The organism is Pseudomonas spartinae (assembly GCF_965197125.1).
Lineage (GTDB): Bacteria > Pseudomonadota > Gammaproteobacteria > Pseudomonadales > Pseudomonadaceae > Aquipseudomonas > Aquipseudomonas composti_A.
The window spans coordinates 601,006-614,401 of sequence record NZ_CBDAMB010000003.1 but is presented as its reverse complement, the minus strand read 5'-3'; the positions used below and the strand labels follow the sequence as shown (position 1 = coordinate 614,401).

General features: G+C 60.9%; 9 protein-coding genes. All 9 read left to right on the top strand.

What is annotated here, in order from left to right; all coding sequences use genetic code 11:
• Positions 1-75: 75 nt before the first annotated feature.
• Positions 76-2,844, top strand: a complete 2,769-nt coding sequence (gyrA, locus tag ACN8M7_RS10295; RefSeq protein WP_490260686.1) for a DNA gyrase subunit A — start codon at positions 76-78, stop codon at positions 2,842-2,844.
• A gap of 140 nt (positions 2,845-2,984) precedes the next feature.
• Positions 2,985-4,070, top strand: coding sequence for a 3-phosphoserine/phosphohydroxythreonine transaminase (serC, locus tag ACN8M7_RS10290; protein WP_490260685.1), 1,086 nt, complete (start codon positions 2,985-2,987; stop codon positions 4,068-4,070).
• Positions 4,070-5,176, top strand: coding sequence for a prephenate dehydratase (gene pheA / locus ACN8M7_RS10285; RefSeq protein WP_197432180.1), 1,107 nt, complete (start codon positions 4,070-4,072; stop codon positions 5,174-5,176). Before serC ends, pheA begins: the two co-directional genes overlap by 1 nt.
• Positions 5,177-5,274: 98 nt before the next feature.
• Positions 5,275-6,384 carry a histidinol-phosphate transaminase gene (hisC, locus tag ACN8M7_RS10280; protein ID WP_490260684.1) on the top strand — a complete coding sequence of 370 codons (1,110 nt, stop codon included), beginning with the start codon at positions 5,275-5,277 and terminating at the stop codon, positions 6,382-6,384.
• Between the two features lie 11 nt (positions 6,385-6,395).
• Complete coding sequence (locus tag ACN8M7_RS10275) at positions 6,396-8,621, top strand: bifunctional prephenate dehydrogenase/3-phosphoshikimate 1-carboxyvinyltransferase (protein WP_490260751.1); 2,226 nt, start codon at positions 6,396-6,398, stop codon at positions 8,619-8,621.
• Positions 8,618-9,283: a (d)CMP kinase gene (gene cmk / locus ACN8M7_RS10270; RefSeq protein WP_490260683.1), complete on the top strand. Its 666-nt coding sequence runs from the start codon at positions 8,618-8,620 to the stop codon at positions 9,281-9,283. The genes ACN8M7_RS10275 and cmk overlap by 4 nt, the downstream gene beginning before the upstream one ends.
• Before the next feature lie 149 nt (positions 9,284-9,432).
• A complete protein-coding gene (gene rpsA, locus ACN8M7_RS10265) occupies positions 9,433-11,115 on the top strand; it encodes a 30S ribosomal protein S1 (protein WP_061239651.1) in 1,683 nt (560 codons plus the stop codon).
• Positions 11,116-11,421: 306 nt separating this feature from the next.
• Entirely contained in the window at positions 11,422-11,706 is a 285-nt protein-coding gene (gene ihfB, locus ACN8M7_RS10260; RefSeq protein ID WP_003243558.1) for an integration host factor subunit beta, read from the top strand.
• A 205-nt stretch (positions 11,707-11,911) separates the two neighbouring features.
• A complete protein-coding gene (locus ACN8M7_RS10255) occupies positions 11,912-13,378 on the top strand; it encodes an MBL fold metallo-hydrolase RNA specificity domain-containing protein (protein WP_490260682.1) in 1,467 nt (488 codons plus the stop codon).
• Positions 13,379-13,396: the final 18 nt, after the last annotated feature.

Sequence of the window (13,396 nt, the reverse complement as noted above, 5' to 3'; positions counted from 1 at the left end):
GGCTATCGCGACGTGCTCCATGGCGTTCAGGAAGAATGACGCGGAGTTTCACCAGAAAAAGGAACCAGGCTTCTCATGGGCGAACTGGCCAAAGAAATCCTCCCGGTCAATATCGAAGACGAGCTGAAACAGTCCTACCTCGACTACGCGATGAGCGTGATCGTCGGGCGTGCGCTGCCGGATGCGCGCGATGGCTTGAAGCCTGTCCACCGCCGTGTGCTCTATGCCATGAGCGAGCTGGGCAACGACTGGAACAAGCCCTACAAGAAATCCGCCCGTGTGGTCGGTGACGTGATCGGTAAATACCACCCGCACGGCGACACGGCGGTGTACGACACCATCGTGCGTATGGCGCAGGACTTCTCCCTGCGCTACCTGCTGGTCGACGGTCAGGGCAACTTCGGTTCGGTCGACGGCGACAACGCCGCTGCCATGCGATACACCGAAGTGCGCATGACCAAGCTGGCCCACGAACTGCTGGCCGACCTGGAAAAAGAAACCGTCGACTGGGTGCCCAACTACGACGGCACCGAGCAGATTCCGGCGGTAATGCCGACCAAGGTGCCTAACCTGCTGGTCAACGGCTCGTCCGGTATCGCCGTGGGCATGGCCACTAACATCCCGCCGCACAACCTCACCGAGGTGATCGATGGCTGCCTGGCGCTGATGGACAACGCCGAGCTGACCGTCGATGAGCTGATGCAGTACATCCCCGGCCCTGACTTCCCCACTGCGGGCATCATCAACGGCCGTGCCGGCATCATCGAGGCCTATCGCACCGGCCGTGGGCGCATCTACGTGCGCGCCCGGGTCGAAGTGGAGGACATCGACAAGGTCGGCGGTCGCCAGCAACTGGTGGTGACCGAGCTGCCTTACCAGCTGAACAAGGCGCGTCTGATCGAGAAGATCGCCGAGCTGGTCAAGGAGAAGAAGATCGAAGGCATCACCGAGCTGCGTGACGAATCCGACAAGGACGGCATGCGCGTGGTGATCGAACTGCGCCGTGGCGAGGTGCCGGAGGTGGTGCTCAACAACCTCTACGCCCAGACCCAGATGCAGAGCGTGTTCGGCATCAACGTCGTGGCGCTGGTCGACGGTCAGCCGAAGACCATGAACCTCAAGGACATGCTCGAGGTATTCGTCCGTCACCGTCGTGAAGTGGTGACCCGGCGTACCGTCTACGAGCTGCGCAAGGCCCGCGAGCGCGGCCATATTCTCGAAGGCCAGGCGGTCGCGCTGTCGAACATCGACCCGGTGATCGAGCTGATCAAGAGCTCGCCGACCCCGGCCGAGGCCAAGGAACGCCTGATCGCCACGGCCTGGGCCTCCAGCGCCGTGGAAGCCATGGTCGAGCGTGCCGGTGCCGACTCCTGCCGCCCGGAAGGGTTGGATGAGCAATACGGTCTGCGTGACGGCAAGTACTACCTGTCCCCGGAGCAGGCTCAGGCCATCCTCGAGCTGCGCCTGCACCGCCTGACCGGTCTGGAGCACGAGAAGCTGCTGGCCGAGTATCAGGAAATCCTCGCTCTGATCGGTGAGCTGATCCGCATCCTGACCAACCCCGAGCGCCTGATGGAAGTCATCCGCGAGGAGCTGGAGAAGGTCAAGGCCGAGTTTGGCGACAAGCGCCGTACCGAGATCATCGCCTCGCGTCAGGACCTGACCATTGCCGACCTGATCACCGAGGAAGAGCGTGTCGTCACCATCTCCCACGGTGGCTATGCCAAGAGTCAGCCGCTGGCCGCCTACGAGGCGCAGCGTCGCGGCGGTAAGGGCAAGTCCGCCACTGGCGTGAAGGACGAGGACTACGTCGAGCACCTGCTGGTGGCCAACAGCCACGCGACCCTGCTGCTGTTCTCCAGCAAGGGCAAGGTGTACTGGCTGCGTACCTTCGAAATTCCCGAGGCTTCACGTGCCGCCCGTGGTCGTCCGCTTGTCAACCTGCTGCCGCTGGACGAGGGCGAGCGCATCACCGCGATGCTGCAGATCGACCTCGAAGCCCTGCAGCAAAGCGCCGGTGCTGACGAAGACCTGGACGACGAAGGCGTGGTGATCGAAGGCGAAGCCGTCGAAGTGGTCGAAGCCGAGGAAGTCGAAGAAGTCGAGGGTGAAACCCCTGAACTGGTCGCCGAGCCGACAGGCGCCTTCATCTTCATGGCCACCGCCTTCGGTACTGTGAAGAAGACCCCGCTGGTGCAGTTCAGCCGTCCGCGTAGCGCCGGCCTGATTGCCCTGAGGCTGGAAGAGGGTGACACCCTGATCGCTGCCGCCATCACCGACGGTGCCAAGGAAGTCATGCTGTTCTCCGATGCCGGCAAGGTGTTGCGTTTCGCCGAGAGCAAGGTTCGCACCATGGGCCGTACCGCGCGTGGTGTGCGTGGCATGCGTCTGGGCAAGGATCAGGAACTGATCTCCATGCTGATTCCGGAGTCCGGTGCGCAAATCCTCACTGCCTCCGAACGCGGTTTCGGCAAGCGCACCGGCCTGGGCAAGTTCCCGCGTCGTGGTCGTGGCGGCCAGGGCGTAATCGCCATGGTCACCAGCGAGCGTAACGGCAAGCTGGTCGGCGCCATCCAGGTGCAGGACGGCGAGGAAATCATGCTGATTTCCGACCAGGGCACCCTGGTGCGTACTCGTGTCGACGAGGTCTCCAGCTCCGGCCGTAACACTCAGGGTGTGACCCTGATCAAGCTGGCCAAGGACGAGACCCTGGTTGGCCTGGAGCGCGTGCAGGAGCCGACTCCGGTAGACGAGGACGAACTGGTCGAAGGTGAAGAGGGCGTTGAAGTCGCCGAAAACGCCGAAGCACCGGTTGCCGACGCCGAGGAAGGCAGCGAGGAATAAAGTCGGGCTTTGTGGGAGGGGCCGGGCGGCGTTCCGATTAGCGGCGATAGTCGCGGCTAAAGCCCCTCCCACGGCACGGCAGACAGTTTGGACATGCCATCGCCTGGTGGTGGCGTTCTGTGAATCTGAGAGAGACAGACGTGAGCAAGCGAGCTTTTAACTTCTGCGCCGGCCCGGCCGCGCTGCCGACCGCTGTACTGCAACGCGCCCAGGCCGAGATGCTCGACTGGCAAGGCAAGGGCCTGTCGGTGATGGAGATGAGCCATCGCAGCGACGAGTACGTGGCCATCGCCAGTCAGGCCGAACAGGACCTGCGCGATCTGCTCGCTGTGCCCAACGATTACAAGGTGCTGTTCCTGCAGGGCGGTGCCAGCCAGCAGTTCGCCGAGATTCCGCTGAACCTGCTGCCGGAAGATGGCGTGGCCGACTACGTCGAAACCGGTATCTGGTCGAAGAAAGCCATCGAAGAAGCCCGTCGCTACGGTGCGATCAACGTCGCCGCCAGCGCCAAGGCGCATGACTACTTCGCCATCCCCGGGCAGAACGACTGGCAGTTGTCGAAGAATGCCGCCTACGTGCATTACTGCAGCAACGAGACCATCGGTGGTCTGCAGTTCGACTGGGTGCCGCAGACCGGTGACACGCCGCTGGTGGTGGACATGTCCTCGGACATCCTCTCGCGTCCTACCGATGTGTCGCAGTTCGGCCTGATCTACGCCGGCGCGCAGAAGAACATCGGTCCCAGTGGTCTGGTGGTGGTGATCGTGCGCGAAGACCTGCTCGGTCGTGCGCGCTCCAGCTGCCCGACCATGCTCGACTACAAGGTCTCGGCCGACAATGGCTCGATGTACAACACACCTGCGACCTATTCCTGGTACCTGTCCGGCCTGGTCTTCCAGTGGCTGAAGGAGCAGGGCGGTGTCGAGGCCATGGAACGCATCAACCGCGCCAAGAAAGACATGCTGTACAAGGCTATCGATGGCAGCGACTTCTACAGCAACCCCATCGCCCACAACGCGCGCTCCTGGATGAACGTGCCGTTCCGCCTGGCGGACGAGAAGCTGGACAAGGTGTTCCTGGCTGGCGCCGATGAGCGTGGCCTGCTCAACCTCAAGGGCCATCGTTCGGTAGGCGGCATGCGTGCCTCCATCTATAACGCTGTCGGTCTGGATGCGGTCGAGGCGCTGGTGGCCTACATGGCCGAGTTCGAGAAGGAGCACGGCTAATGACGGATGTAATCTCTGAGCAGGAGCTGCAAGCGCTGCGGGTTCGTATCGATAACCTCGACGAGCGTATTCTTGAGCTGATCAGCGACCGCGCGCGCTGCGCCGAAGAAGTGGCGCGGGTGAAGATGAAGGAACTCAAGGAGGGCGAGTCGCCGGTCTTCTACCGTCCCGAACGCGAGGCTCAGGTGCTCAAACGCGTGATGGAGCGCAACCAGGGGCCGCTGGGCAACGAGGAAATGGCGCGGCTGTTCCGCGAAATCATGTCCTCCTGCCTGGCCCTGGAAAACCCGCTGAAAGTGGCTTACCTCGGCCCGGAAGGTACCTTCAGCCAAGCCGCGGCGATGAAGCACTTCGGGCACGCGGTGATCAGCGTGCCGATGGCGGCCATCGACGAGGTGTTCCGTGAAGTGGCCGCTGGTGCGGTGAACTTCGGCGTGGTGCCAGTGGAGAATTCCACCGAGGGCGCGATCAATCACACACTGGACAGCTTCCTCGAGCATGACATGGTCATCTGCGGCGAGGTGGAGCTGCGCATTCACCATCACCTGCTGGTGGGCGAGACCACCAAGACCGACAAGATCACCCGCATCTACTCCCATGCCCAGTCGCTGGCGCAGTGCCGCAAATGGCTGGATGCGCACTATCCGAATGTCGAACGCGTGGCGGTTTCCAGCAACGCCGATGCCGCCAAGCGGGTCAAGAGCGAGTGGAACAGTGCGGCCATTGCCGGCGACATGGCGGCCAATCTGTATGGCCTGACCAAGCTGGCAGAGAAGATCGAGGATCGCCCGGACAACTCCACGCGTTTTCTCATCATCGGCAGCCAGGAGGTGCCGCCGACTGGCGACGACAAGACCTCGATCATCGTCTCCATGCGCAACAAGCCGGGCGCGCTGCACGAACTGCTGGTGCCGTTCCACAACAACGGTATCGACCTGACCCGTATCGAAACCCGCCCGTCGCGCAGCGGCAAGTGGACCTATGTGTTCTTCATCGATTTCGTCGGTCATCACCGCGATCCGCTGATCAAGGATGTGCTGGAGAAGCTGGCGCAGGAAGCTGTGGCGCTGAAGGTGCTGGGTTCCTATCCGAAGGCGGTGCTGTAAAACCGCGCCGTTGTAGGGGCGGCTTTAGCCGCGATACTCGTGACTGACGTCGCTCCTGCGAAGCCTGTGGTGCTCGGTCGAGACAATGAGGTTGTGTAATGAGTTGCGATTTCCTGACCCTGGCCCAGCCAGGGGTGCAAAAACTGTCCCCTTATGTGCCGGGCAAGCCGGTCGATGAGCTGGCCCGTGAGCTGGGGCTCGACCCGGCCGGTATCGTCAAGCTGGCCAGCAACGAAAACCCCCTCGGCCCCAGCGACAAGGTGCTGGCGGCGATTCGCGCCGAGCTGGACGAACTGACCCGTTATCCCGATGGTAATGGCTTCACCCTCAAGAGCGCCCTGGCCGCGCGTTACGGCGTCGATGCGGCGCAGGTGACCCTGGGCAACGGCTCCAACGATATCCTCGAGCTGGTTGCCCGTGCTTACCTGGCGCCGGGCCTCAATGCCGTGTTCAGCGACTACGCCTTCGCCGTGTACCCCATCGCCACCCAGGCCGTTGGCGCACAGGGCAAGATCGTGCCGGCCAGGGAATACGGTCATGACCTGCAGGCGATGCTTGCCGCCATTGATGACAACACGCGCGTGGTGTTCATCGCCAATCCCAACAACCCGACCGGCACCTGGTTCGGTCCCGAGGCCCTGGAAAACTTCCTGGCCAAGGTGCCAGAGTCGGTGCTGGTGGTGCTGGACGAGGCCTATATTGAATACGCCGAGGGCGACGAGCTGCCGGACGGCCTGGATTACCTGGCGCGCTACCCCAATCTGCTGGTTTCGCGCACCTTCTCCAAGGCCTATGGTCTGGCGTCGCTGCGCGTCGGTTATGCGATCAGCTCGCCGGCCATCGCAGATGTGCTCAATCGCGTACGTCAGCCGTTCAACGTAAACAGTCTGGCCCTGGCCGCTGCCTGTGCAGCGCTGGCCGATACCGCGTATTTGGCTGAAAGTCGTCGTCTCAACGATGCCGGCATGCAGCAGCTGGAAGACGGCTTGCGTGCGCTGGGCCTGAGCTGGATTCCCTCCAAGGGCAACTTCATCGCCGTCGATTTCGCGCGCGACACCGTTGCGATCAACCAGGCGCTGCTGCGTGAAGGGGTGATCGTGCGACCGATGGCCGGTTACCGCATGCCGAATTATCTGCGGGTCTCCATCGGTTTGCCGAAAGAGAATGCACGCTTCCTCGAGGCCCTGGCCAAGGTGCTGTCGGCGTGACTGTCACTGCAATGCAATCGAGCACCCCTAAGATCGGCCGCCTGGTGGTGGTCGGCCTGGGGCTGATCGGCGGTTCCTTCGCCAAAGGCTTGCGCGAGCGCGGCTTGTGTCGCGAGGTGGTTGGTGTCGATCTGGATGCTGAATCACGTCGTCTGGCGGTCCAGTTGGGTGTGGTCGATCGTTGCGAGAGTGATCTGGCTGCCGCCTGTCAGGGGGCTGAGGTCATTCAGCTGGCTGTGCCTATCCTGGCCATGGAGAAAGTGTTGGCCGAGTTGGCCGGGCTCGATCTTGGCAACGCCGTGCTGACCGACGTAGGCAGTGCCAAGGGCAATGTCGTGCGCGCTGCGCGTCAGGCATTCTCCGGCAAGGCTGTGCGGCTGGTGCCTGGTCATCCCATCGCGGGCTCGGAGCAAAGCGGGGTGGAGGCGGCCAACGCCGAGTTGTTCCGTCGGCACAAGGTAATCCTGACGCCTTGCGAATACAGCGATCAGGCGGCTCTTGCCCTGGTCGAGGGGTTGTGGCGCGAGCTGGGCGCGGATGTCGAGTCGATGGCAGTCGAGCATCACGATCAGGTGCTGGCTGCAACCAGTCATCTGCCGCATCTGCTGGCTTTCACCCTGGTCGACTCGCTGGCAAAGCGCAGCGAGAACCTGGAAATATTCCGCTACGCCGCTGGCGGTTTTCGCGACTTCACGCGGATCGCCGGCAGTGATCCGGTGATGTGGCACGACATCTTCCTCGCCAATCGCGAGGCGGTGCTGCGCACACTGGATACATTTCGCGACGACCTCGACGCTCTGCGCGACGCGGTCGACGCCGGGGATGGGCATCAACTGCTGGGCGTGTTCACTCGCGCCCGCGTTGCCCGCGAACATTTCAGCAAAATTCTGGCCCGTAGGGCCTATGTGGACGCTATGCACTCGACCGATCTGATTTTCCTGGCAAAACCCGGTAGCAGCCTGTCCGGACGTATCCGCGTACCTGGTGACAAATCCATTTCGCACCGCTCGATCATGCTGGGTTCGCTGGCCGAGGGTACTACCGAGGTCGAGGGCTTCCTCGAGGGCGAAGATGCTCTGGCCACGCTGCAGGCGTTCCGTGATATGGGCGTCGTCATCGAGGGGCCACACCATGGTCGCGTAACCATCCACGGTGTTGGTCTCAATGGCCTCAAGGCGCCAGCCGGCCCGCTGTACATGGGCAACTCGGGCACCTCCATGCGCCTGCTCTCTGGGCTTCTGGCCGCTCAGTCGTTCGACACCACCCTGACCGGTGACGCCTCGCTGTCCAAGCGCCCCATGAATCGTGTGGCCAGGCCGCTGCGCGAGATGGGGGCGGTGATCGAGACCGGCCCGGAAGGTCGCCCGCCGCTGAATATCAAGGGCGGCCAGCGCCTGACCGGTATGGACTACGACATGCCGATGGCCAGTGCCCAGGTCAAATCCTGCCTGCTGCTGGCTGGGCTTTACGCCGCCGGCAAGACCTCCGTGACCGAGCCGGCTCCGACCCGTGACCACACCGAGCGCATGCTGCGTGGCTTCGGCTACCCGGTGAGCGTTGAGGGCAGCACCGCCTGCGTCGAGTCCGGGCACAAACTCAGTGCGACGCGCATTGAGGTGCCGGCCGATATTTCCTCGGCAGCGTTCTTCCTGGTCGCGGCGAGTATCGCCGAAGGCTCCGAGCTGGTGCTGGAGCACGTCGGCATCAACCCGACCCGTACTGGCGTGATCGACATTCTCAAGCTGATGGGTGGCGACATCACCCTGGAAAATCAGCGTGAAGTGGGGGGCGAGCCGGTGGCGGACATTCGTGTTCGTGCAGCCAGGCTCAAGGGCATCGACATTCCGGAAAATCTGGTGCCGCTGGCCATCGACGAGTTCCCGGTGCTGTTCGTCGCTGCTGCCTGTGCCGAAGGGCGTACGGTGCTGCGTGGGGCCGAAGAGCTGCGGGTCAAGGAGTCCGACCGTATTCAGGTCATGGCTGACGGTCTCATCGCCCTTGGCGTCAAGGCCGAGCCCACGCCGGACGGCATCGTCATCGAAGGCGGCGCTATCGGCGGTGGCGAAGTCTGGGCGCACGGTGACCACCGTATCGCCATGTCTTTCAGTGTTGCCTCGCTGCGCGCCAGTGCACCCATTCGTATCCACGACTGCGCCAACGTCGCCACTTCCTTCCCCAACTTCCTCGCCCTGGCGGCGGAAGTGGGGATCAAAGTGGCTGTAGAGGGCAACGCATGACTGCCCCGGTAATCACCGTCGACGGGCCGAGCGGGTCAGGCAAGGGTACCGTCTGTGCGTTGCTGGCCAAACAGCTGGGCTGGAATCTGCTCGACTCCGGTGCGCTGTATCGTCTGCTAGCCTTCGCTGCCGGTAACCATGGCATCGACCTGACCAACGAAGAGGCGCTCAAGCAATTGGCGGCGCATCTCGATGTGCAGTTCATCGACAAGCGCATCATCCTCGAAGGCGAGGAGGTGACTGATGCCATTCGTAACGAGCAGGTGGGAGCGGGCGCTTCCATGGTTGCCTCGCTGCCGGCCGTGCGCGAAGCGCTGCTGCAGCGCCAGCGCGCTTTTCGGGAAGCGCCCGGCCTGGTGGCCGACGGCCGCGACATGGGCACGGTGGTGTTCACCGACGCGCCGCTGAAGGTTTTTCTGACCGCCAGCGCCGAGGAGCGTGCCCGTCGCCGTTACCTGCAGTTGAAGGCCAAGGGCGATGATGTTAATCTCGCGAGTCTTCTTGATGAGATACGGGCACGCGATGAGCGTGATACCCAGCGTGCGGTGGCTCCGCTCAAGCCGGCAGCCGACGCAATCGTGCTGGATTCCACCGAACTTTCCATCGAGCAAGTGCTTGAACGAATTCTGAGCGAGGTTGCTGATCGCGATCTCGCCGGCTAAGGGTTCTCGGTTGCCTTAAATCGACGAACTCGCAAGGAGGCATACGGGAGACCAGTCCTTGTCCCGTAGGCCTCTTTTTACATGAACGAACCCACATGGTCTGGAATGTGGTTTGGGCGAATCCCCGCCCTTGATCAACAGGAATCAACATGAGCGAAAGCTTTGCAGAACTATTTGAAGAAAGCCTGAAATCCCTCGACATGCAGCCGGGCGCCATCATCACCGGTATCGTGGTCGACATCGACGGTGACTGGGTTACCGTCCACGCCGGTCTGAAGTCCGAGGGCGTCATCCCGCTCGACCAGTTCTTCAACGAACAAGGCGAGCTGACCATCAAGGTCGGTGACGAAGTCCACGTCGCGCTGGACGCGGTTGAAGATGGCTTCGGTGAAACCAAGCTGTCCCGCGAGAAAGCCAAGCGCGCTGAATCCTGGCTGGTTCTGGAAGCTGCGTTCAACGCTGAAGAAGTGGTCAAGGGCGTTATCAACGGTAAGGTCAAAGGCGGCTTCACCGTTGACGTCAACGGTATCCGTGCGTTCCTGCCGGGCTCCCTGGTTGACGTCCGTCCGGTGCGTGATACCACTCACCTGGAAGGCAAAGAGCTGGAATTCAAGGTCATCAAGCTCGACCAGAAGCGCAACAACGTTGTCGTTTCCCGTCGCAGCGTCCTGGAAGCCGAGAACAGCGCCGAGCGCGAAGCTCTGCTGGAATCCCTGCAGGAAGGCCAGCAAGTCAAAGGTATCGTCAAGAACCTCACCGACTACGGTGCGTTCGTTGACCTGGGCGGCGTAGATGGTCTGCTGCACATCACCGACATGGCTTGGAAGCGCATCAAGCACCCGTCCGAGATCGTCAACGTTGGCGACGAGATCGACGTCAAGGTTCTGAAGTACGATCGCGAGCGTAACCGCGTATCCCTGGGCCTGAAGCAACTGGGCGAAGACCCATGGGTTGCCATCAAGGCTCGTTACCCGGAAAACACCCGCGTTGTTGCCCGTGTCACCAACCTCACCGACTACGGCTGCTTCGCCGAGCTGGAAGAGGGCGTGGAAGGCCTGGTACACGTTTCCGAAATGGACTGGACCAACAAGAACATCCACCCGTCGAAGGTCGTCAACGTCGGCGACGAAGTGGAAGTCATGGTTCTGGACATCGACGAAGAGCGTCGTCGTATCTCCCTGGGTATCAAGCAGTGCAAGACCAACCCGTGGGAAGACTTCTCCGGTCAGTTCAACAAGGGTGACAAGATCTCCGGCACCATCAAGTCGATCACCGATTTCGGTATCTTCATTGGTCTGGACGGCGGCATCGACGGCCTGGTTCACCTGTCCGACATCTCCTGGAACGAAGCAGGCGAAGAAGCTGTGCGTCGCTTCAAGAAGGGCGACGAGCTGGAAACCGTCATCCTGTCGGTTGACCCGGAGCGCGAGCGCATCTCCCTGGGCATCAAGCAGCTGGAAGACGATCCGTTCAGCAACTACGTCTCCATCAACGACAAGGGCACCATCGTCCGTGGCGTTGTGAAAGAAGTAGACGCCAAGGGCGCCATCATCGACCTGGGCAACGAGATCGAAGCTACCCTGAAAGCCTCCGAAATCAGCCGTGACCGCGTTGAAGACGCGCGCAACGTCCTGAAAGAAGGCGACGAAGTAGAAGCGAAGATCATCAGCGTCGACCGCAAGTCCCGCGTCATCAGCCTGTCCGTCAAGTCGAAAGACGTTGAAGACGAGAAGGATGCGATGAAGGAACTGCGTAACAAGCAAGACGTTGAAAGCACCGGCCCGACCACCATTGGTGATCTGATCCGTGCTCAGATGGAAAACCAGAACTAAGTTCGGGTAATTCATCGAAGAAAAGGGCGGCCCTCGGGTCGCCCTTTTTCGTTTTGGGGTTCCTTTAGTGCTTTTTGCGTGTCTCGGCTTGCTTCCTGGCGTCGGTCCTCGAGAATGCATTTCTTCGCTCGCATCTTTAAAGAGCGGCGTGCTATCTCCTTGTAGCCGGCACTAATGAAATCGCTATATGGGTGTTTACTCCCAATGTTGTGCTAACGCCTTGTTTTTCAGGCTGTTCAAAAGCTGATCAGCGTGCTACAACCGAACCGTCGAGTCTTCTAGCCGCTTGAAAAAGAAGGGAAAACCATGACCAAGTCGGAGTTGATCGAAAGAATTGTCACTCACCAAGGTCAGCTGTCCTCCAAGGATGTCGAGCTGGCCATCAAGACCATGCTGGAGCAAATGTCTCAGGCTTTGGCTACAGGGGATCGCATCGAGATTCGCGGCTTTGGCAGCTTCTCGCTGCACTACCGCGCACCTCGTGTAGGGCGCAACCCGAAGACGGGTCAGTCCGTGCGTCTGGACGGCAAGTTCGTCCCGCACTTCAAGCCGGGCAAGGAGCTGCGGGATCGGGTCAATGAGGATGAATAATCCTCTGTAACGTTCACTCACTGATTCGCTGGCGTCATCTCTCTGTCACGCTTGCGAAATAGCTGAAATCCGGCAAAATGTGCGGGTTTTCACGGTGTTGCTCAAAGAGTGGCGATTCTCCGCCCTCTTAATTCGCAAGGCTTGAATCTTCGTCCGCACTACTGGGCTGAGTCCCTTTAGGCTTCTAGCGTTAAGGGATTGACCTGTGCGGTACCCCTCCATTATTCACCATGGCGCTGTCACTGGCGTTACGGGCTCATGCCATCAGCTACAGATGGATGATGAGCATGCGCTGCTGATCGACTGCGGCCTCTTTCAAGGCGCTGAAACTTCCCCTGAAGGCCGTGCGGGCGCCGGCAAGCTCGCCATCGATTTCGCTCTGGCCGGCATCAAAGCTCTGGTCGCGACTCATGTCCATATCGACCACGTTGGCCGCATTCCCTATTTGTTAGCTGCTGGCTTCAAAGGCCCGATCCTCTGCAGTGAGCCGTCGGCCAAGTTGCTGCCCATCGTCCTCGAGGATGCCTTCAAGCTTGGTTTCAGTCGCGACCAAAAACAGGTCGAGCGCTACCTTAAACTGATCGAACAGCGCATCGTTGCCTTGCCCTACAAGCAGTGGTTTACCCTGATCGACACGAAGCAGCTCAACGCTCGCATCCGCCTGCAGCGCGCTGGCCACATCCTTGGCTCGGCCTACGTCGAAGTGGACCTGCACTACCCCGAGGCAGGCGAGAAGAAACGCATCGTGTTCTCTGGTGACCTGGGCGCACCTCATGCGCCAATCCTCCCGGCACCTAAAGCCCCATATAAAGCCGATATTCTGGTCATCGAAAGCACCTACGGCGACCGCCTGCACGAAGATCGCCGCAGTCGTCGTACGCGTCTGGAAAAAGTGCTCGAACATGCACTGAGCAACCAGGGCACGATTCTCATCCCGGCTTTCAGTATTGGTCGTACACAGGAGCTGCTATACGAGCTTGAGGACATTATTCATCGCAGAGCGCTGAAGGCGTCGGCAGATGCTCAGTCAGGTGCTTCCCGTTCGAAAAAATCCAAAACTCCGGTGCTCGACTGGGCGGGTCTGCCGATCATTCTCGACTCTCCACTTGCCAGCCGGTTTACCTCGGTTTATCGCGAGCTTGACCGGTTTTGGGACTCGGAGGCGAAGGCGCGTTTGGCCAGGGGGCGTAACCCATTGGCTTTCCGTAATCTGCTTACGGTCGACAGCCACCGGGCTCACCTGGCTATGGTCAACCGCCTGACGCAAACCGCTCAGCCGGCTATCGTCATCGCTGGTAACGGCATGTGCTCCAGTGGACGTATCGTCAACTACCTCAAGGCCATGCTGGATGATGAGCGGCATGATGTGCTCTTCGTCGGCTATCAGGCAGACGGCACGCCAGGGAGGCAGATTCAGCGCTTCGGCCCGCGTAGTGGCTATGTGGAATTTGACGGACAGCGCTATGACATTCGGGCTCAGGTGCATACCATAGGCGGCTATTCCGCTCATGCAGATCAGAAGGGGCTGGTTAGTTTTGTTACCAGAATGACGCACTGGCCGTCAGAGGTTCGTATCGTGCATGGCGAGGCTGAAGCCAAGCAGCAATTCTCAACGGTTCTGCAGCAGCGCTACGGCGCCGCTGACAAAGCTTTAAAAATAGTGATTCCGTGAAGTTTTTGATGGGGTGTA

Bases quoted from the DNA above. Each gene is read 5' to 3' on its own strand.
- ACN8M7_RS10275 (WP_490260751.1), top strand. From the start codon at position 6,396: ATGCAATCGAGCACCCCTAAGATCGGCCGCCTGGTGGTGGTCGGCCTG.
- rpsA (WP_061239651.1), top strand. From the start codon at position 9,433: ATGAGCGAAAGCTTTGCAGAACTATTTGAAGAAAGCCTGAAATCCCTC.
- cmk (WP_490260683.1), top strand. From the start codon at position 8,618: ATGACTGCCCCGGTAATCACCGTCGACGGGCCGAGCGGGTCAGGCAAG.
- ihfB (WP_003243558.1), top strand. From the start codon at position 11,422: ATGACCAAGTCGGAGTTGATCGAAAGAATTGTCACTCACCAAGGTCAG.
- pheA (WP_197432180.1), top strand. From the start codon at position 4,070: ATGACGGATGTAATCTCTGAGCAGGAGCTGCAAGCGCTGCGGGTTCGT.
- hisC (WP_490260684.1), top strand. From the start codon at position 5,275: ATGAGTTGCGATTTCCTGACCCTGGCCCAGCCAGGGGTGCAAAAACTG.
- gyrA (WP_490260686.1), top strand. From the start codon at position 76: ATGGGCGAACTGGCCAAAGAAATCCTCCCGGTCAATATCGAAGACGAG.